The organism is Pedobacter terrae (assembly GCF_900100705.1).
Classification (GTDB): Bacteria; Bacteroidota; Bacteroidia; order Sphingobacteriales; family Sphingobacteriaceae; genus Pedobacter; species Pedobacter terrae.
In genome coordinates this window covers 76,038-96,078 of record NZ_FNCH01000020.1, presented here as the reverse complement: position 1 = coordinate 96,078, position 20,041 = coordinate 76,038, and the positions used below count along the sequence as shown (strand labels likewise).

General features: G+C 41.1%; 16 protein-coding genes, 2 tRNA genes and 1 pseudogene. 9 read left to right on the top strand and 10 right to left on the bottom strand.

Going from position 1 to position 20,041, the window contains the following annotated elements:
• Window positions 1-68: 68 nt before the first annotated feature.
• The 3 genes from BLR60_RS20335 to BLR60_RS20325 all read right to left on the bottom strand — a co-directional run bounded on the left by BLR60_RS20335 (window position 69) and on the right by BLR60_RS20325 (window position 2,034).
• On the bottom strand, window positions 69-359 hold the full coding sequence (locus tag BLR60_RS20335; RefSeq protein ID WP_090503204.1) for a hypothetical protein: 291 nt from the start codon (window positions 357-359) through the stop codon (window positions 69-71).
• A 447-nt stretch (window positions 360-806) separates the two neighbouring features.
• Entirely contained in the window at window positions 807-1,283 is a 477-nt protein-coding gene (locus BLR60_RS20330; RefSeq protein ID WP_090503201.1) for a hypothetical protein, read from the bottom strand.
• A gap of 28 nt (window positions 1,284-1,311) precedes the next feature.
• Entirely contained in the window at window positions 1,312-2,034 is a 723-nt protein-coding gene (locus BLR60_RS20325) for a hypothetical protein (RefSeq protein ID WP_090503198.1), read from the bottom strand.
• Window positions 2,035-2,443: 409 nt separating this feature from the next.
• Here BLR60_RS20325 and BLR60_RS20320 point away from each other — a divergent pair.
• The 3 genes from BLR60_RS20320 (at window position 2,444) to BLR60_RS20310 (ending at window position 3,583) form a co-directional block, all read left to right on the top strand.
• Window positions 2,444-2,516, top strand: a tRNA-Gly gene (locus tag BLR60_RS20320).
• A gap of 71 nt (window positions 2,517-2,587) precedes the next feature.
• Window positions 2,588-2,671, top strand: a tRNA-Leu gene (locus BLR60_RS20315).
• Between the two features lie 717 nt (window positions 2,672-3,388).
• On the top strand, window positions 3,389-3,583 hold the full coding sequence (locus BLR60_RS20310) for a hypothetical protein (protein ID WP_090503196.1): 195 nt from the start codon (window positions 3,389-3,391) through the stop codon (window positions 3,581-3,583).
• A gap of 267 nt (window positions 3,584-3,850) precedes the next feature.
• Here BLR60_RS20310 and BLR60_RS24965 read toward each other — a convergent pair whose 3' ends face one another.
• Entirely contained in the window at window positions 3,851-4,012 is a 162-nt protein-coding gene (locus tag BLR60_RS24965; RefSeq protein WP_167354792.1) for a hypothetical protein, read from the bottom strand.
• A 67-nt stretch (window positions 4,013-4,079) separates the two neighbouring features.
• Window positions 4,080-5,651 carry a DEAD/DEAH box helicase gene (locus BLR60_RS20300; RefSeq protein WP_244155711.1) on the bottom strand — a complete coding sequence of 524 codons (1,572 nt, stop codon included), beginning with the start codon at window positions 5,649-5,651 and terminating at the stop codon, window positions 4,080-4,082.
• Window positions 5,652-5,903: 252 nt separating this feature from the next.
• Between BLR60_RS20300 and BLR60_RS24700 the strand changes: the two genes are divergently transcribed.
• On the top strand, window positions 5,904-6,212 hold the full coding sequence (locus BLR60_RS24700; protein WP_143009122.1) for a hypothetical protein: 309 nt from the start codon (window positions 5,904-5,906) through the stop codon (window positions 6,210-6,212).
• 18 nt (window positions 6,213-6,230) lie between these two features.
• The gene (gene uvrA, locus BLR60_RS20295) at window positions 6,231-8,735 is read left to right on the top strand and encodes an excinuclease ABC subunit UvrA (RefSeq protein WP_090503188.1); all 2,505 of its coding nucleotides are present in this window, start codon (window positions 6,231-6,233) and stop codon (window positions 8,733-8,735) included.
• Between the two features lie 680 nt (window positions 8,736-9,415).
• Here uvrA and BLR60_RS20290 read toward each other — a convergent pair.
• Window positions 9,416-10,525 carry an FAD-dependent monooxygenase gene (locus BLR60_RS20290; protein ID WP_090503185.1) on the bottom strand — a complete coding sequence of 370 codons (1,110 nt, stop codon included), beginning with the start codon at window positions 10,523-10,525 and terminating at the stop codon, window positions 9,416-9,418.
• Window positions 10,526-10,624: 99 nt separating this feature from the next.
• Between BLR60_RS20290 and BLR60_RS20285 the strand changes: the two genes are divergently transcribed.
• The 4 genes and pseudogenes from BLR60_RS20285 to BLR60_RS20270 all read left to right on the top strand — a co-directional run bounded on the left by BLR60_RS20285 (window position 10,625) and on the right by BLR60_RS20270 (window position 14,303).
• On the top strand, window positions 10,625-11,584 hold the full coding sequence (locus BLR60_RS20285) for a helix-turn-helix domain-containing protein (RefSeq protein ID WP_208600688.1): 960 nt from the start codon (window positions 10,625-10,627) through the stop codon (window positions 11,582-11,584).
• A 523-nt stretch (window positions 11,585-12,107) separates the two neighbouring features.
• Entirely contained in the window at window positions 12,108-13,526 is a 1,419-nt protein-coding gene (locus BLR60_RS20280) for an SDR family oxidoreductase (RefSeq protein WP_090503183.1), read from the top strand.
• 30 nt (window positions 13,527-13,556) lie between these two features.
• Window positions 13,557-13,688 (top strand): annotated as a pseudogene (locus BLR60_RS25360) (DUF2256 domain-containing protein); the annotation flags it as partial.
• Between the two features lie 69 nt (window positions 13,689-13,757).
• On the top strand, window positions 13,758-14,303 hold the full coding sequence (locus BLR60_RS20270) for a lipocalin family protein (RefSeq protein WP_090503179.1): 546 nt from the start codon (window positions 13,758-13,760) through the stop codon (window positions 14,301-14,303).
• A 44-nt stretch (window positions 14,304-14,347) separates the two neighbouring features.
• Here BLR60_RS20270 and BLR60_RS20265 read toward each other — a convergent pair whose 3' ends face one another.
• From BLR60_RS20265 to BLR60_RS20250, 4 genes are all read right to left on the bottom strand, one after another.
• The gene (locus BLR60_RS20265; protein ID WP_090503176.1) at window positions 14,348-14,719 is read right to left on the bottom strand and encodes a response regulator; all 372 of its coding nucleotides are present in this window, start codon (window positions 14,717-14,719) and stop codon (window positions 14,348-14,350) included.
• On the bottom strand, window positions 14,716-16,713 hold the full coding sequence (locus BLR60_RS20260; RefSeq protein ID WP_090503174.1) for an ATP-binding protein: 1,998 nt from the start codon (window positions 16,711-16,713) through the stop codon (window positions 14,716-14,718). The genes BLR60_RS20265 and BLR60_RS20260 overlap by 4 nt, the downstream gene beginning before the upstream one ends.
• 157 nt (window positions 16,714-16,870) lie before the next feature.
• A complete protein-coding gene (glgX, locus tag BLR60_RS20255; RefSeq protein WP_090503220.1) occupies window positions 16,871-19,006 on the bottom strand; it encodes a glycogen debranching protein GlgX in 2,136 nt (711 codons plus the stop codon).
• A 403-nt stretch (window positions 19,007-19,409) separates the two neighbouring features.
• Window positions 19,410-19,991 carry a hypothetical protein gene (locus BLR60_RS20250; RefSeq protein ID WP_143009121.1) on the bottom strand — a complete coding sequence of 194 codons (582 nt, stop codon included), beginning with the start codon at window positions 19,989-19,991 and terminating at the stop codon, window positions 19,410-19,412.
• Window positions 19,992-20,041: the final 50 nt, after the last annotated feature.

Genomic DNA, 20,041 nt, shown 5'->3' with positions numbered 1-20,041 from the left:
AAGGAGGCTACGGTAGAAGGCATGTAAAATGAAAATAGTAAAAAAAAACAAAGCTATATGTTTTAATCCTACTCCACAACTTTTGGTGTTGATCCGATAATTCCGATATCCATATCCTTCAATTGGCTTACCAGAGTGTTTTTATCATAAATAATTTTCAAAACCATAACTTTTCGATCCCTTTCTTTGAATATGATGATACCATTTAAAATTTCTACGTCATAATAATCAACCTTAACGATCAATTTTGAAATTTCCCGTTCTGAATTTTCCAAGCCCTTTTTTGACCTCTTAAAGGTAACTTCCTGTTGGCTATAGTAATCGTTTACTTCAGTTTTTCCATAGGTAAGTTTTATCACTTTTTTAAAAACGGCACCTGTTTTAAGCGTGGTATCTGTGCTGATTTCCCACTCGAATATAATGGGGAACGAATATGGCTGAAGTGTAAATGGTTTTTCCGAAAATTCGACTATTTTTTCCTTCGGAGGAGGTAAGGGTTCAGCCTTTGGCTTTTTCTTTTGGCTGAAGCTGTTTTAATGCAATAAAATTAAAGCTGTGAACAGGAATAAAATTTCATAAGATAGCTTTAGGATAAAGGTTGACAATCGTAAATATCGGTCATTTCATTCAAATAATGCTAGGGATATCCTAAATGGAATTTTTGAAAATTATCTTTGTTTACTATGTAGCCATGTGACATTATCCGGCAAAATTGATGTAAAGTAACTGAACCCTACGGATCAGGTTAAAATGATCGGACTTTTCGTTAACCTATATAGGATATTTATTTAACCTCGCCATTATTTTCAAATTTGCTTAATCTTTCCGTCCACTGTATCTGTGTTAGCCATACTAATTAATTTTTTATATTTTCTCCTAAATAGCAGGTATAAGATTGTAGTAAAGCATGGATAAACTATCGATAAAATCAATAGTTCTGTCAGTAAATTTTTGCTCACTCCATAAGTTGATACCCATAAACTAATGACGGGTATCGCAACCCCTAAAATAGGAGCTCCAGAAAAGCTGAGCCAGGAAAGAACAGCATTATGCCTCACCTTTTTAATGAAGTTGAAAAAAACGCTAAAAGAGCACACTACCACTGCGGTAAGGTACAATAATGAATAGCCCAGATTTAAAACGATATTAAACAAATACAGCACATCTGCGAAGAACCCAGTATCAGTTTCAGTTTTATTCATAATAGTAACGGTGTAGGCAGCATATAAAACTAAACCTATCAGTAAATCTATTATCCAATATCTTATAATAATCTTATTCATTGGTTAATGCAAAACAGTCAATGGTGGGTTAATTAAATGCAATCAGTCTATCTTCCGGAAGGTCATACTCGTAAATCTGGCCACTTTCTTCTCCAACATAAAGCCATTGAACAATATTACTACCATTAGGCCCTACCGGCGCAATACCAATTAGCCTATAGTGCTGACCGTTCCTTTCTGCCGACTCGATAGAATAAGTGAGCTCCTGTCGGTTTTTTATAGCGGCCTGCAGCAAAGAATTTTTTGTTTGTGTGAGGTAATATTCAGTTAACAAATAAACTTTTTTAAGGTATGATGAGGTAAATTCCTCGTCAGTAGACCATGTATATTTTAATTTGTTGCCGTTTCTAAAGGCAGTTACCGGACCGTCGCCTGTTTTCTTGATAGAAAGTATTAATTTGGCGGGCATTTCCGCCTCATTATCTCCAGGAACGGTAACTATTCCGTTTTTCCAGGCAACCTGTATTTTGTCTCCACGATTTAGGTTTCGGGTCGTATCGGTTTCATTTATAAATAAAAATGTACTATCACCCTTATTCGCTAAAATTTGAAAATAATCACCATCATCAAGATATTCTACAAAAGTTAATTGGGCAACATGCTCAGGCCTGTTATTTTGTTTTTGTGGGGTAACAGTTTGGTCAGCAACAGGACTTAACTTTCCTGATTCATTCTTTTCTACGGTTTTTGAATGGCAGGCCAATAGTCCGCATATTCCTATAATGTTGAGCGCATTTATTAGTTTATTCATTCGGTAAACTGTTTATCTGATAAGGTAAATAAAATTAAAACGCGTTTCCATGCTAAGCTGCAAATACTAACTTATTATTTACATAAACCGGAACAAGTTACAAAAAGTTAATATTGATCGAAATAAATGAATTGTCACATATGTAAAGAAAGGATAGCTATTTTTTTTTATTTTTAAAAGCCTGATCAGATCTCTCTACCTGAGCTGAAAAATCTGATTTTAACTCTCTGATAATCTTCAAATTTCAGAATTAAAATTAAAAATTTGATCTGCTACCTCCTCTTATTTCGGCACAAAAAGCCACTAAATACACGTTAAAAAGCAAAAAAATAAAAATTATTTTTTGATAGTGATATTTATATTTCTATATTTGCAACCCCAAAGGAATACAACACTAATGTATTAATTTGCGAAAGTAGCTCAGTTGGTAGAGCACGACCTTGCCAAGGTCGGGGTCGCGAGTTCGAATCTCGTCTTTCGCTCTAAATGCCTTCCTACCAGAAGGCATTTATTTTAAAGTTAACCAAGCCGATGGAGATCGGCAGCGGCTAATGCTCGGGTGGTGGAACTGGTAGACACGCAGGACTTAAAATCCTGTGCTTTCAAAGGCGTGCGGGTTCGATTCCCGCCCCGAGTACTCAAAAAAAAAAATCGAATGAAAACCTTTCAGAAATGAAAGGTTTTTTTGTTTGTAATCATTAGCAGAATTCTTCTGCTTGCGTTTGCAGTTTATATCCCACGTTCTGAGAATATAGAAAAATTTTATACTGGCCGTACCGGAGATTTGAGAAAAGGCTTGTTCGAGATTAAACAGAGCATAGATATTTTGGAAAGTTAATGGTCGATAATGGAACACGTCCCGACCTAAAGTCGCGATGCTTTCAAAGGCGTGCGAGTTCGATCCGCGCCCGAATACACAACACCTCGCAATATTCTACCAATCGAATAGATTAGCTCTACTCTGTCATTCAATTTATGGTTCGATATGTCTTTTAAAAACGAAGCATTTAAACTGTGTAATCGTAGCGAACGGCAGATGGTATCACCAATATCAGTAGCTGATGGCAGAAACAGGAATAACCACGATATTGTATTTCTAAGCTCGAGTTGTGAACAAATGTGCACAAAGTAATTACCGTGCAAGTCGGTTTAAACATGAACGACCCACCAGCAAGTTAGGTATTGAGGAAGATAAAATCTATATGTGACTTAATGATGGTCGGATGCTTGTTTAAATGCAAATATCCTAAAATTCCTGACGGATATAGAATAGTCTTGTACGAATGTCAATCTCCATAGCTCATTACTTTTTATCGGTGTTATATTTATATCAGTTAAAATAAAAACAGTAATTATGAAAAACTTAGCAAAAAAACTAACTGTTCTTTCCAAAGAAGAAATGACCAGCATCAAAGGTGGCATGAGATGGACCAACGACAGAAGCGTAAATGTAGAAGACCGAAGAAAGTTAGGTGGTGAGTCAATGTGGGGCCTCATGAAACGCCTCGAATCGTACACCGCTTTAGAAATTTTAAACGGAGCTTATTAACCTTTCAAGGTGTAAACACTTATCGCAAATTTGCGTTAAAGATCGGCTTATTAGCCGATAAGCTTTAAGCAGTATCTATCTGGCCGGAAGGATCATTTTCCTTCGGCCAGATTAAAGTATAGGCTGTAACCACTGAAACCGCCTAATCCCCGCCTGGACGAAAAAATATAAAAAATGATCATTGCGGCAATGATGCCTTCTTACTATGCAGCTAAACAAATTTACTATAAACCTCTGACAAATAGGGTTTTAACCAAAGACGAAACGTTAATAATTTCTAAATTCTGCTGCTTTATTCATTATTGCATGTTTAAAATCGCTTAGCTGTGCCCGATTGGTAACAACTTCAGTTAATTCAAAAGGATAGTCTTCTTTTTTGGTTGGCACTAATCCATCTTCCGGTGATTTTATTTTTTTTAATGTACCCAAAAAAGTTCCTGTGAAATTTACGGACGACATCTAATAAAATCTGCCCAAGTATCAGCCTAGCCTTAGTTTAAACTGCTGCGCGCATTGCCGCCCGCCTTGACATTACTTTCTCGATCAGGCCATGCAAACGGCTCCGGTAATCGCTGCCTAGCCACTTAATGTAGTTTTTGGTTACCGAACCGAGGCATTTGGCGTATTGTTTTATCCTCCAGTCAATTTCTTTATCGAGTTCAGCGGCCAATTCTAATGCGCTGCTTACCGTGTCAGCATTGTCTGCGCACATTATGGCATGCTGCCTGATGGAATCGCGGAGCACTGTCTTGGCTTTTTCCCCTTTATCCATTGCTGTTTGGTAGGCCGCAAGTACGTCGAATGCTATCCCCGTACTGTTGGGAAACCTGTTTCTCATTTCAGCCGGCATCTGATGGATATCATCATTGGCCTTTGCCAGAATCTGGTGATAAATTTCGGGGTTTTCGAATACATGCTGCCAATCTACCGGTGCATCCCATTCTCCAAACCTTTCTGCATTATTGCCCAGGTCTATAATAGTAAAAGTCTTTTTACCGGGCAAACGCCTCGCTCCCCTGCCGATCATCTGATGATAAAGCGTAAGTGAGGTAGTGGCACGGTTGAGAATGACCGACTGCACAGATGGTTCATCAAAACCAGTGGTTAATATCGATACCGATGTTAATATCGCCCCCTTTGTTTTTTTAAACCATTTTAATATTTCAATCCGTTCTGCATTTTCTGTCTGGTTATCTAGGTGGCGGATAGGATAACCGGCCTGTTGAAAAACTTCTAATACCTTTCGGGAGGTAAATATGCCGTTATTGAAAATTAATGTCTTTTTCCCAAGGCCATGTTCCCTGTAGGCATGTACCAGAAGATCGAGCATTACTTTGGATGAATATAGCTCATCAGAGCTGCTCACCGTAAAATCGCCATGTATGCCCCTGTTCAGCGTGTTGAGTTCTACCTCATAAGCAAAACTTTTTGGCTTTGCCAGAAAACCCTGTCCAATGAGGGAATTGATCTGCTCTCCAAGCACGAGCTCACTGTAAAAGCTTTTCATAGGCAGCGTTGCATCTGCCGAAAAAGGCGTGGCAGTTACCCCGATGATCCTGGCAGCCGGAAATTTTTTAAGCAGTTTATGGAAGGAATTGTGATGGGCCTCATCTACAATGACAAGGCCAACCCCATCTGTATTAATCAAACCGTCATCGATCCTGTGTTTCAGGGTTTCGACCATGGCTACATAACAGTGATAATAATCTTTTTTGGCTATCCGTTTAACTTTGCTGTCTACTACTTTATTAAAAACGCCAGCATTTTTCATTGCAAGCGAAGTCTGTTTGCATAACTCTTGCCGATGTGTAAGCACAATGACCTTCTTTCCATATTGCTTGATAAAACGATCGGCAATTTCAGAAAATATAACGGTTTTACCGCCGCCTGTAGGCAACTGGAAGAGTAAACGCAGCTGATCGGTACCGGCCTGCATTTTTTCAAACAGGGTTTCTATCGCACACAGCTGATAGGGATATAATTTTTTTGCTGACCCATGGGCAGCTGTGGAGGATAAAATCTGCATGGTGTTACAACCACCGAAACTGGCTGAAAGTTTTAAAGACACGCAACGATTTGCTGGATAAAATCGGCACCCCAGTCTCATGATCAACAGCAATGAGGCCTGATTGACAGACTGGAATAAATTTTGTTAGTTTGATATTCTTAATTAAAGCAGCCATGTGATGAAGAAGTTCGCAATCCTGATAAAATCCGCTTTGATGTTGAAGACAAATATTTACGGGATTGTTTTAATGCTGGGTATTACTTTCATCGCTGTAACCCGTCTACCGGCCCGGATGAGCACAATAGTACTGATGTGCGAAAAGCCATAGATAAGCAAATGCTGGTAAGCATGATCAGTAGGTTGAACCAGGCCCTGGCTGTCAAAGATTATTCGGTAGATAAAGGAATTGCTGTACTTAAGCCATATACATCGAAATATAAAATTTGTATCCCCGGTTTCACAGAGATGATTCCATACGATGAAAGTTACTTATACATCTATTGCATATATGATACAAAAACAATACTTCCACGTGTACTATCTTTCAGGTTCCAGCTTCCAATGCCATTGGCACAGGATTTCAGATTTCACCAAACCTACTCCATTAATTTCTGTTGCTAATAGTATAAAACATAAGCAATGGTGAAGGAGAACATGACCGATATGATCCGGGTAAAAGGTGCAAGGGAACATAATTTAAAAGATATTTCGCTCGAGATTCCCCGTGATAAACTGGTTGTATTTACCGGTGTTTCAGGATCAGGGAAATCATCCCTTGCATTCGGTACACTCTATGCTGAAGCGCAACGGCGCTATCTGGAATCCGTTTCGCCTTATGCACGCAGGCTTTTCAACCAGATGAATGTTCCTGAAGTAGATTCCATCGAGGGGTTGCCCCCCGCAGTTGCCCTGCAACAGCAGCGTTCGGGAACCTCCACCAGATCTTCGGTTGGCAGTGTAACCACTTTGTCGAACTTGCTTAGAATGCTTTTCTCCCGTGCCGGAGACTATCCCCCCGGTCAATCCATCATCTATGCAGAGGGCTTCTCTTTTAACACCCCTGAAGGTGCCTGCGAGGAGTGTCATGGTATGGGTAGTGTTTTTGAGGTCAACGAGGCAACAATGGTACCGGACGATACGCTCAGCATCAGAGCGGGCGCAATTGCATCCTGGCCACGGGCATGGCAAGGTCAAAACCAGCGGGACATCTTAGTATCGCTGGGCTTCGATGTGGACACTGCATGGAAAAAGTTGCCCAAAAAGCAGAGAGATTGGATCCTGTTTACTGAAGAGACGCCTACCGCTCCCGTTTATCCTGGCCTTTCACCTGAAGAAACTGCTTTAGCAATTGCCAAAAAGCGATCACCGGATTATATGGGTAGCTTCATTGGTGCCCGGGCTTACGTATTAAAAACCTTTGCATCAAGCCAGTCTGAACTGATGAAAAAAAGGGTTTCAAAATATATGATCAGCAAATTATGCCCGGTTTGCGCGGGTAAGCGGCTGAAAAAAGAAGCACTGTCTGTGAAATTCAAAGGCAAAGATATTGCAGAAACTTCCGGAATGACATTAGCTGAACTTTGGGAGCTTTTCAGTGAAGCTGCCTGGAATGAAAAAGATGTAAAATCCGAAGAAAAGCAGCTGGTTATCCAAAGAATTTCTACAGACATGCGCTCCAGAATCAGTGTTATGCTTGAGCTCGGTTTAGGCTATCTCACCCTTGATCGAAGTACCCCTACCCTTTCTCCCGGCGAATTACAAAGATTGCGTTTATCTACTCAGGTACACTCTAATCTTTTCGGAGTTGTTTATGTTCTCGACGAGCCATCTGCAGGATTACACCCGGCAGACACAGAAGCTTTGCTGAGTATACTGGAGAAATTAAAAAACGCAGGGAACAGCATTTTTGTTGTCGAACATGAAATAGAGGTCATTAAGCGGGCAGACTGGATTATTGATGTAGGACCGGGTGCCGGAGAGCAGGGCGGGCAGATTATCTACAGCGGCACAGTTGCCGGGCTGAAAAAAAATACCGCCTCCGTTACCGGAAGATTTCTTTCAGATACTCACAGTCGCCCTGAACACCAACCAAGAATATTCAAAGGGCATCTCCGCGTGCGTGGAGCTAAGAGACACAATTTGAAGGATGTGGACGTCGACTTTCCCCTGGGCGTGATGACCAGTGTAACGGGAATTTCGGGTTCGGGAAAAAGCAGTTTGGTTAGCCAGGTACTTGTGGAGTTACTTTCAAAGCAATTGGGAATGCCGACTGAAATACTGAGCGAATCTACAGCCGAAGGACCTTTAGTCGATAACTCCATGCCTGCCGGAGGAAAAATCATCAGTGGGGCCGATCAAATATCCAGATTGGTGGTTGTAGATCAGCGCCCAATTGGCAGAACACCGAGATCAAACCTTGCTACCTATACCGGACTTTTCGACCACATACGCAAACGCTTTGCCGACACACCCGCAGCCAAAAAAAAACGGTATGACGCCGGACGTTTTTCCTTTAACCTGGCTAAGGGCCGCTGTTCCAATTGCCAGGGTGAAGGCTTTGTGATGGTTGAACTTTTATTTCTACCGAGTGTATATACCCCATGCCCGGCCTGCGGAGGTACCCGTTACAACCCAGAAACTTTAGCAGTGACCTATAGAGATAAAAATATTGCCCAGGTGTTAGAAATGACAGTTGAAGACGCCTGCAACTTTTTCGATGAAGACCTCCAGATTTACCAGGGGCTAAATGTAGTGCGGGAGGTTGGCCTGGGTTACCTCAGGCTCGGACAATCTGCTACTGAACTCTCTGGCGGGGAGGCGCAGCGCATTAAATTAGCAACGGAACTGCAAAAAAATAATAAAGGCTCGTCACTGTACATCCTTGATGAACCCACAACCGGCCTTCATCCGGCTGACGTTGAGCGCCTGCTCCTACAGCTGAACAGACTCGTAGACAGCGGAAATACCGTAATTGTTGTGGAGCATGATATGCAGTTGATCGCACAAAGCGACTGGGTAATTGATATTGGACCAGGGGCCGGCGACCTGGGTGGTGAGGTTGTATTTTCTGGCTTTCCTGATGAACTATGCAAAAACGCTAACAGTAAAACCGCTAAGTACCTGAAAGCATATAAAAACCAATAGCCAGCTTTCAGTAACAACTTTAGTTGATCTTTACGGTATTTTATATGACGTGCGCTATTCCTTCTTACAGTCATGATGGTGTGGGCTAATAAGAAAATATTTTTCATCACATCTTTCTGTATTCCATACTTATGAAGTTGCATCATATAATGGTAGGCAGCTATTCACGTAGAAAGCGTTTAAAGCGATATTGTTTTGCTTATAAGAAGGGTGGAAAGTCAAACTTGCCGGGCCTGCTTTCCATTGTTCACATGTGCCATATCGGCTAATAATCTCTCCTTAAAATTAATATAAGTGATAGATGTAAAAAAGAAGTTTGAACGGCTTGGAAGTATCGTCATTTGGACCGCAGTGCCCGCCTGTACAGGCAGGGAGAAATCTTATCAACCAGGTTTTAATAACTTCGTTGATAAGATCACAGTCCCGACGTGAAGTCGGGACTGCGTTACGGTCGGGATGACTATTTTTTTTCAGGCAGTCTGCTAATGGTAGCTTCTGAAGTTTCGGGAAAATCGTTGAAGGACCTGTTTTAATGTTTAAAAGGCATCTCAATACTTCTACAAACCCTGTACAGGCTAAGCTCAACCCAACCAATTTAAAGTAGATTGCAATTCTATGATACACCTCTTTTCTTGAGTAACGCCCTGTTCTTCTATCCCAGACAACGCTAAAAAGAACATTTACTGATCACTTTTCCAGGCCAAAAAGGAAGCTTGTAATTCTTCTTCAGTTTCAGGTAGCTGAACTTTTAGCGAAGCATCTACCCCTGCCTGAACGCTTTCCACGAATGATCTAAATCCCTCATTATATTTTTCGAAAGCAGTTTGGTGATCCTCATGGTGATGCAGTTCTTTCGCCAATATTGTTGCACCCTGCATGGCCAGGCTGGTACCCATACCCGTAAAAAAGCTTGGGGCATAGGCGGCATCACCGATCAGGCCTACCCTGCCCTTTGTCCATGAGGGCATTTTAATCTGACAGGCCTCATCGAAATAAAGCTCATCGGCAGCCAGCATGGCCTCTAAAATTTCCGGAAGTTTCCAACTCTCGTTTCCAGCGAAATAATCTTTTAGGATCTGCTTCGGCCGGTCCCGGTCCCGGTAGTCCCAATTTAATTTCGGCGCCCGGAAAATGAGGATAGCATTTGCAGCAGCTTTAAACTGGAAGATTACCGCCTGTTTTCCCAGTTCACGATATACCATGCCTGTAGATTTTGACCTTCCGGTTTGGACATGGTCTGCTGCAGCAAATGCAAAGTAAACGCCCAAAAACTTTTTATAGTCATCTTCTGGACCAAAAATAAGTTTTCGTACCATAGAATGCGTGCCGTCAGCACCAAACACCAGATCATAAATTTTATCATCCCCTTTTTCAAAAGATACTTTTACGTAATCATCGTGCTGAATCAATGCTGTTATACTATTGCCGAACATGATGTGCACTTCATCTTTAGGAATAGCATGGTAGATAATCTCTACCAGGTCACCACGGTGAATCTCGATATCGCCCAGGTATTCCGGCAAGGCATTGATGGCAAAGTGGGCCAGTGTTTCTCCTTTAGCGTCAACGATCTCGTCTGTATGAACAAATTCATTGGCTTTGATCTGATCGTAAATGCCCATTTCCCTGGCGATATCCAAGGCCTCACCACGTACATCTATTGGTGAACCGCCTGTTCTGAGATCATTCCCTAATTCAACTACTGTAACTTCATAACCAAATTTATTTAGCCAATAGGCCAGCGTTAGTCCTGCAAAGCTGGCACCCGATATTAACACTTGTTTTTTCATCGCTTATCATTTAATTTATGTGTGAATTTTATTCACTACAAAACTAATCGTAGCTTTACAAGTAAAATATTCGATAACCTAGTATTTTTAGTCGAAAAAATGAACGATAAAAAAGATGTAAATATTGACAGCGATATTCAGCAGTTCGCCAACAAGCTCGGATTGGTGATTGAAAATGTGTTGCAGAATTTTGAGGTGACCTTCTTTAAAGGAGCAACTTTTTTGCCTGACATGGTCATGCATTTCGGATCATTTGTTGTAAAAGAAGATTTTACACGTGTAACCGGCCAATCTGATCTCGTCGACGGCATCGGAATTGTATTTCATAATATCCTCGAAGACTATGCAAACAATGCCACAGAGAACCGCAAAACTAATAACACCAAGGAGCCGCCTTATGTACGCATCTTTCCGTATACGATCAGTCAAACTTTGCAATTTAAAAAGAATACACAGGTATCACATGTTTCCATTAGCATCAGTGCGCAATATCTAAAGGATTTTTTAAAGGAAGAGACTGAACACTTTAGCTATTTGTTTGATCGGGCTAACAGCTTTTGGATAGAAGAATTGATGACCGATGATATTTTACGGACTGTAAATGACATCGCGAAAAAACAGGAACCGACCGCCCTCAAAAGCTTTTATTATAAAATGAAGGCAATGGAATTACTCTTTTACCTGTTTGAAAGTTTAAAGAAGCGGGAAAGCGCTGAAAATTTAAAACTAAATCCAAAAGAAATCCAGTCGGTGTACAAGGTAAGGGACAATATCGTATCCTCCTTGAGCAGTTTTAATACGATAACAGAATTAAAGCAGATTGCAGGTATGAACGAATTTAAACTGCGCAGGATATTTAAGCAGGTATTCGGCATGGGCATTTATGACTATTATCAACATTTGCGAATGAAAGAAGCCGCACGTCTTTTGCGCGAGGATAAGCTGTCGGTTTCAGAAGCCGGATATGAAATGGGTTTCGAGAACCTTGGCCACTTCACGAGGGTATTTGAAAAGCACATCGGCAAGAAGCCAAAAAAATACGTGCAGAATCTTAAATAGAGTTGGCCTACTGAAGATTTCGCTTTAATAGCCCTTGCAAATCCTTTAAATAGCTGGGCATTTGTTTAGCGATTTTAAATTCTAAATATCAATCTCCCAATCAAGATTATTATTTAACATCGCAATTAATCTGCTACTAAACCATGGAAGCATCTTTGGCTATTCTTCGTATTATTAGGTTGTTGGAAAGTTCGATAGCATCGGGAGGTTAGCCGGGATAGGTGTAGCTGGCTAAAATTTATATATTTACCATACCGATAAAAAATTTAATGCTGTAGGCTGGGATATTCCCCTCGCTTAAAGCTTTTAGGGATAACGTGATTATGAGCTACCATAACCCGGGGCAGGATCCTGTTTTGCATAAATACGTGAACTGATTTTCATATAAGCCTTAACATAATGACTTAGGAAACCTCATTTACCAAAGTGAATGAATGATTTTAGTATACCATTTTTTTTAGATTCATTCCTCACCAGGCAAACATAACAAGCGGGTAGCTGTTGATATATTTAAAATTACGGTTTGAACATACTACTCACCGGCGCAACCGGATACATTGCCCAGCGTTTGCTTCCAGTTCTATTAGAACAGGGCCATACAGTTTTTTGCCTGGTTAGAAATGCAGCACGCTTCGACGAAAACAAATTTGGCCAGAATGCTAGGATTACTGTCATTGAAGCTGACCTGATGAAACCTGAAAGTTTACAGTCGCTACCAAAAAATATTGATGCGGCATACTACCTGGTTCATTCGATGAGTGGTGACAAAGACTTTAGTGACAGTGAAGCAAAGTCTGCCCGTAATTTTTCTAAAGCAATTGGCGAAACAGCAGCCAAACAAATTATATTTTTAAGCGGAATAGTAAATAGCGCTGAGCTTTCAAAACACCTGGCCTCACGCAAAAAAGTGGAGCAATTATTAGGTGAAGGCACGGTACCACTTACCACGCTGAGGGCAGGAATAATAGTAGGCTCTGGCAGTGCCTCGTTCGAAATTATACGCGATTTGGTAGAAAAGTTGCCGGTAATGGTTGCACCCAAATGGCTCCATACCAAATGCCAGCCAATTGCCATCCGTAACGTGATAGAGTTCCTATTTAAAGTACTGTTAAAGGACTTTACTTTTGGTAAACATTACGACATTTATGGTCCGGATATATTAAGCTATAAGGAGATGTTATTAGAGTTTGCAGCGGTTAGGGGGCTTAAAAGGCGCATCCTAATTGTACCTGTTATGACGCCTAAACTTTCCTCCTATTGGTTATATTTTGTAACGTCAACCTCTTATAGCCTGGCGCGGAATCTTGTAGACAGCATGCATATAGATGTAGTGGCCGATCCTAATGATCTCGCAGACAAACTTGACATTAAATTAATTCCATATAAACAAGCTATTGATCTTGCTTTTCAGAAGATTGAGCAAAATATGGTGCTTTCCAGCTGGTACGATGCGATGGGAAAAACCTATTCGAAGGAGATGATTAAAAGACTGCTTGCTGTTCCCACCAACGGCGTTTTTGTAGATCGAAAATCGGCCCCCACAAGTGACCGCAAACTGGCTGCAGCAAGAATATTTGCCATTGGCGGAAAATCGGGATGGTACTATGCAAATTGGTTATGGAACTTTAGGGGTTTCTTAGATAAGTTATTCGGCGGGGTCGGGCTTAACCGGGGAAGAAAAAATCCAACAGCCATTAGCACAGGCGATCGACTTGATTTTTGGCGGGTAGTTTATTCCAACACCCAGGAAAGTCGTTTGCTGTTATATGCAGAAATGAAATTACCTGGTGAAGCCTGGCTGGAGTTTAAAATTGTGGATGACTGTGTTTACCAAACAGCCACTTTCAGGCCGCTTGGATTAGCCGGCCGCTTATATTGGTACGCTGTACTACCCTTTCATTATTTTATTTTTAATGGCATGATTAAAAAAATTGTCACTTAAAAACCTTATGAAGATGTAAAAAAGCAGCATCTACCGGTAAAAACCTGCCCGGTTTGTAACCGCCCTTTTAGGTGGCGCGCAAAATGGGCAAGGCACTGGGATGAGGTGATTTATTGCAGTCAAAAATGCAGGCGCACAAAAAACTTAGCCAAAACGGTATAAATTCGTGCTTAACTTTTTCATGCAAACATTCGCGCTTCACCTTTGTTGCAATTATTCAACATTACAATCATGAAAAAAATATATAGAAATACACTTTTGTTAGCCACATTAGCTGTCGTAGCAGCAACTTATACCAGCTGTAAAGTTTCCATCCCCAATGGGGCAACCGCAGTTAAACCATTTAACCAGGATAAATACCTCGGTACCTGGTACGAAATTGCCAGAATGGATTTTAAGTTCGAAAAAAATCTGAAAAATGTAACGGCTACCTATTCAAAAAATGACGACGGATCTATCAGGGTAGACAATAAGGGCTACGATATGGTCAAAAACAAATGGAAACAGAGCATTGGAAAAGCCAAATTTGTGAAAGGCAATGATGAAGCACGGTTAAAAGTCTCCTTTTTTGGTCCTTTCTACGCGGGCTATAATGTAATTGAACTAGACGATGACTACCAGTATGCCCTCATAGCCGGAAATAACCTGGATTACCTCTGGATACTGTCCCGTACAAAACACATTCCGGATGCGGTAAAGGCAAATTACCTAAAAAAAGCAAGTGATCTGGGTTATCAAACAAAAGATCTGGTTTGGACTATACAAGATAACGAGTAAAAATAACGGGCTGATGGTGCATAATCTGATAATTTTTTTGATAATCAACCTATTGTATAAACTTCTCGGATGATTTTGGCGAGATCTTCCACTTCAAGATCTTTTAGTACATAAGCAGAAGCTCCAGCGTTAAAAGCTTGCACCCGATACTCATCTTTACTATGCATGGTTAAAATAATAACTTTGATATGGGGCATTAACCGTTTGATGCGCCTTGTCAACTCAACACCTGAAATTCCAGGCATATTCCAATCTACAAGCATCACGTCAACAGCTATTCCGGCCTGCAATTTTTCCAGTGCACTATCGCCGTTTTCAGCCTCAGCAGCAATGGTAATGCCCACCTGCGCTGCGAGCATTTGCGAAAGACCTTCCCTAACGATATCGTTATCTTCTGCGAGCATTAATCTGATCATAACCTGCTGTGCTTATTGGTTAAACCCTGATGAGGAATGAGCACCTCTACATGCGTTCCCTTGCCGGAATTTGAAGCTATGGTCAGCTTACCGTCTAACAACTCTATCTTACTGCGAATGGATGCCAAGCCTATGCCATCAACTTTATCTGCTTCTTCTGTCATACCCCTTCCATTATCGTTAACAGCTATTTTTACCTGATCAGTACCAATAATGATGGTTACGTCGCAGGTAGTTGCCTTTGCATGTTTAACTACATTGGTCATGAGTTCCTGTGCGGTACGGTAAACAGCCAGTTCCATGTATTTTTCTAAACGATTGTGCTGAATAGAGATATGGCAATTGAATACTATAGCACCTGACAGCTGTCTGCAAATATCATCAATAGCGCTTTTCAGGCCAAATTGTTCTAGTGTAGTTGGCATCAGCTCATGAGAAACCCGCCTCGTTTCTATAATGGCCTGGCTTAACAATTCATTAATATAGGCCTTGTTATGCCTCAATTCTTCATCGGATGCGCCTGTGCGGAACCGAGACATATTAATCTTTATACCATAAAGAAGTTGTCCGATCCCGTTATGCAAACTTTCAGATATTCTATGCCGTTCCTCTTCAAGCGTACTCAGCGAAGTTCTAAATATCTTCAATTGCTGCTCCTGTTCCATCTTTTTGATTTTATCTTCCGCTGCCCACATCGCTGAAATATCCTGATCAACCCCTAAGATGTGCTCAATATCACCTTGATTGTTCCTTATTGGAGTTCCCTTTATGCGAAGCACTTTGATTTTACCTGAGATGTTCATTTCCAAAGTTTCTTCAAAATCCGAATCACTATTAAGGATATATTGAACAACCCTTTCGGCCTTAGCCAGGCTTTTTTCATTAGTGTGCGCCAAATAAATAGCGGGTATAACCTGCGTTCCTTTTTTCAAATCGAATAAGCGGTACATTCCGTCAGACCAGGTAAAGTGACCATTAAGGCGATTGAACTCCCAACTGCCCAATAAGGCGGTTTCCTCAGATTTTTGCAGTAACAGATAGGTTTTAAGGCGTTCTTCTTCAACCTGCCGCTTTTCTTCATCTTTGCGCTCGGTGATGTCTTTAAACAATACGGCAAGCTTTAATTCCTGCGGTTTATCAATAGGGAACGCATAAACATCGTACCACCTGCCCAGGGCATCGGCCCGGTGCTGGAAACGCGCAGGTTTGCCAGTTAAGGCTATTTCACCGTATTTATCGTACCAAAATTGTTCATGACCAGGCACCAGGTCGCGCATCCGTTTACCTATAGCATCTGTAAGTCCGGTTAATTCATACAATGCCGGATTGGCTTCAAGAATGAGATAATCCACAGGTTTTCCACTTTCGTCGAATATCATTTGAATAATACAAAAACATTCATCGATAGAATTAAAAAGCGTGCGGTACTTTTTTTCACTTTCGGCCAAAGCCGTCAATGCCCTGGTATTTTCAATGGCGCTATATAGGCGTTCGGCAGCCTCTTCGAGCAACATGATTTCGACTTCTGTCCATTTTCTTGGCACCGATTGAACTGCAACGAGCGACCATACAGGATGTTTTTTACCCCGGCGTATTGTGCAGGCTGCTACAGCGTGAAATGAAATTGCAGCAAAGGATGCCCGATCAACAGCAGTTAACCGATTGTCTATACCAACATTATTGATCGTGAGCGGACCCTCGTTTGCCTGGAGAAGCAATTCTGAAAAGTTAGACAATGAAAGGGTATCAGGAATGGGCGGAATTAAAGAATTCCCGCTTTGATACATTACTTGTGCCCTATCTTTAGTGAGCTCAATCATTGCGCAGTAACATCGGTCGAGATCCAATTCTTTAGCCAGCATTTTCATTGCCGCTTTACCTATATCATCCTGATTGTTATAAGCCCTTAGGGTATCACTAAACCGTAACAAAAATGCCTGTCGCCCTTTCCAAGCGCTTTGCCCAGGCTCTTCATATTCTCTTTTATCGGCCATAAATTCAACAATATTTTATTCAAATATTGATCGATCTGTACTGTTTATGATAACATTATTAAATAAAAACAAAATTGAGCTAAGATTGTTCTGGCGAAAGATGATGCAAGATGAGGCATTTGCCTCACAATTTAACATTCATGCTAACCGCTGCAACTCAGTAATGGATGGGAATATATCCTGCCCTTAATACTAAAATACTTTTTTCCGCTATGCATAGCGCTTCACCAGCCATAAATTTTCCTTTTTCAGCTTGTTTAATTGCGGTAGAAATCTCGACTTCCCAGTTTCGGGAAAATTCGATACCAGGAAGTTTAAAACAGGTTTCGTGTTCACTACCATTAAAAATCAGCAAGAAGTGGCTATCAATGATATCCCTGCCATTTTCATCTTTTCCGTTAATGCCTTCACCGTGGAGAAAAACCCTTAAGGTATTTTCATCATCTAATTCCCATTTTTGATCGTCCATTAACTCACCTGTAGCTGAAAGCCAGGCAATATGTGGCAGGCCATCTGGAGCTACGCGGTTGTCCTTGATCCACTCCCTTCTTGAAAGACTAGGGTGGTTCTGGCGGAGTAAAATCAGCTTTTGTGTAAACGCCAGCATTTCGGTATCAGCATTGGTCCAGTTGAGCCAGGAAATTTCGTTGTCCTGGCAATAAGCATTGTTGTTACCTTTTTGTGTCTTTGAAATTTCGTCGCCAGCTGTAATCATGGGTACACCTTGCGATAAAAGCAGTGTGGCCATAAAGTTTCTTTTCTGTTTATTGCGCAACCCATTTACGGTTAACTTATCGGTTTCCCCTTCTTCCCCACAGTTCCACGAGTTGTTATCAGATTCGCCATCATTGTTATCCTCACCATTGGCTTCGTTATGCTTTTCGTTATAACTTACCAGATCATGGAGCGTAAAGCCATCATGGGCTGTAATAAAATTAATGCTGGCTGAAGGTCGCCGGTAACTCTGCCTGTATAGATCAGGACTTCCCAAAAATCGTTGTGCAAAACAGCTCAATATTCCCTTATCCCCTTTCCAAAATCTACGCACGCTATCTCTATATTTCCCATTCCATTCTGCCCAGCCCACGGGGAATTTGCCAACCTGGTAACCGTCTTCATTGATATCCCAAGGTTCGGCAATGAGTTTTACCTGCGATATTACCGGATCCTGATGAATAATATTTAAAAAAGTACCCCATGTTTCTACCTCGTGCGATCCCCTCGCCAGTGCCGAAGCCAGATCAAAACGGAAGCCGTCTACATGCATTTCCTCCACCCAGAAACGCAAACTATCCATTATTAACCGTAGTACGGCTGGAAGGCGTGTATCAAGTGTATTGCCAGTTCCGGTATAATCGGTGTAGTACCGTTTCTGATCTTCTTCCAAACGGTAATAGATTTCATTATCAATCCCCTTAAAACAGAGCGTTGGTCCTTTTTCATTGCCCTCTGCTGTGTGATTATATACCACATCCAGGATTACCTCTATCCCATTGCGATGCATCACCTTAACCATATCCCTGAATTCATGGATTTGCTCACCCTTTGTACCTGATGAAGAATATTGTCCTTCTGGCGCAAAAAAACCTATAGTATTATAACCCCAGTAATTATCCAAGCCTTTTTCTTGCAGGTGTCCGTCCGAGATAAACTGATGAACAGGCATCAGCTCTACAGTGGTAATACCAAGAGATTTGAGGTAGACAATACTTTCAGGATGTGATAGACCCGCGTAGGTTCCACGCAGATTTTCCGGCACCTTAGGATTAAGCTTACTGAATCCTTTTACGTGCAATTCATAGATTACTGATTGGCCGTAGGGAATTTTCGGGAGCGTATCGCCTTCCCAGTCGTATTTTAAATCTACTACAAGCGATTTAGGCACAAACGGCCCACTATCCAATGCTGAAAAACTTAAATCTTCATATGCTTCGCCTATTTGATAGCCAAATACGGCACTATCCCATACCATTTCTCCGGATATGGCTTTCGCATAAGGGTCAAGCAGCAATTTATTTGGATTAAAACGTTTACCTTGTTCAGGTTCATAAGGGCCATATACCCGATAGCCGTAAAGCTGCCCCGGATGTATTCCCTCAATGTAACAGTGAAAAATGTGATGGTCACGATCAACAAGTTCGATACGGGCATTTTCCTCAACGTCATTAGCATATAAACAGAGTTCTACCTTTTGGGCATTTTCTGCAAAAAGCGCAAAATTGGTCCCCCTTCCATCCCATTCTGCACCAAGTGGGAACGATCGGCCACGAACGGGCGAATATTTTTCTTGCATAATCATCCTATTTTTGAATGGCAACAAGCAAAAAGAATCAACAGTTTTATCATCACTGGTATTTAAGTAAGGTGGCATGCAAATTGGGTATTTTTATCAGTAGATAATACGGTTAATTAAAGACTCGCTTTAGGCGGCCTTAGTAAAGAATACATGATTATTGATATATATAAGGAGATTAACCATAGGCTTTTCGAATCATTTCCAGAACAATGAAAGCAAATGAAATATCGACCCAGTCTACAGGCAATATATTCTTAACTGCTGTTCCGATAGTTAAATCATTGAACTTTGATACCTACTGCATTAATTTTCTTTCTCTATGATGCTGAAAATGTCCTGATACAGAAGTAGTTTAATATCTCCGTTAAACCTATAAACCTTACTACACCCTCTTTTAAACTCAAAGTGAATTTACCAAACGGTTTTTCTGCTGCTGATAAGTAAATTCTTCGTTCATAAGGCTTTTAAAATCCTGTTCCCGGTTATCGGCTGCTAACTGTAACGCTTTCAAAAGGGCGGCGCCGTTTACTTTCAAAAGCTTAGCATGCCGCTTAAGGCCAGCTGCAGGCGGTAAAGCCTTTAAAGAGTCCAGGCCTATTTGCTGCTCATTAAGTAGAACCGAAGGTAATATTACTTTTTTCTCGGCTGCATAGGCCTCAATTCGTTTAAAACTTAAGCGATTAATTTTTATGAGCCGTTCCAGGGTAGGTGAAGCCTCAACACTGTTGTTTTTTCTTTGCATTATAAAGAGGTGATATTCCATTAGCAGCAACGAGGTAATATGCTTTAAGTGATCTGCAGCCGCTTCGTCAAGCTTAGTCTCGTAAGTTTCTGAGCCACCAACTCTATTTGGCATGGCCATATCGCCTCCTACACTGTCTTTTTTGAGGCTAGACTTTTTATCAGCGCTATTACAGGCCATTAGAGATAGTAATAGCCATAAACCCAAATTTATCAACGATCTTTTACTTAATTTTTTCATCCCAAGTTATCTTTTTTAGATAAGACATGTCCACCGGGCGAAAGTTTTTA

What these genes read in the sequence shown, in the direction of transcription:
- uvrA (WP_090503188.1), top strand. Translation starts at nt 6,231, where the DNA reads ATGGTGAAGGAGAACATGACCGATATGATCCGGGTAAAAGGTGCAAGG.
- BLR60_RS20250 (WP_143009121.1), bottom strand. Translation starts at nt 19,991, where the DNA reads ATGAAAAAATTAAGTAAAAGATCGTTGATAAATTTGGGTTTATGGCTA.
- BLR60_RS20265 (WP_090503176.1), bottom strand. Translation starts at nt 14,719, where the DNA reads ATGATCAGATTAATGCTCGCAGAAGATAACGATATCGTTAGGGAAGGT.
- BLR60_RS20310 (WP_090503196.1), top strand. Translation starts at nt 3,389, where the DNA reads ATGAAAAACTTAGCAAAAAAACTAACTGTTCTTTCCAAAGAAGAAATG.
- BLR60_RS20285 (WP_208600688.1), top strand. Translation starts at nt 10,625, where the DNA reads ATGAACGATAAAAAAGATGTAAATATTGACAGCGATATTCAGCAGTTC.
- glgX (WP_090503220.1), bottom strand. Translation starts at nt 19,006, where the DNA reads ATGCAAGAAAAATATTCGCCCGTTCGTGGCCGATCGTTCCCACTTGGT.
- BLR60_RS20290 (WP_090503185.1), bottom strand. Translation starts at nt 10,525, where the DNA reads ATGAAAAAACAAGTGTTAATATCGGGTGCCAGCTTTGCAGGACTAACG.
- BLR60_RS20330 (WP_090503201.1), bottom strand. Translation starts at nt 1,283, where the DNA reads ATGAATAAGATTATTATAAGATATTGGATAATAGATTTACTGATAGGT.
- BLR60_RS20260 (WP_090503174.1), bottom strand. Translation starts at nt 16,713, where the DNA reads ATGGCCGATAAAAGAGAATATGAAGAGCCTGGGCAAAGCGCTTGGAAA.
- BLR60_RS20270 (WP_090503179.1), top strand. Translation starts at nt 13,758, where the DNA reads ATGAAAAAAATATATAGAAATACACTTTTGTTAGCCACATTAGCTGTC.
- BLR60_RS20325 (WP_090503198.1), bottom strand. Translation starts at nt 2,034, where the DNA reads ATGAATAAACTAATAAATGCGCTCAACATTATAGGAATATGCGGACTA.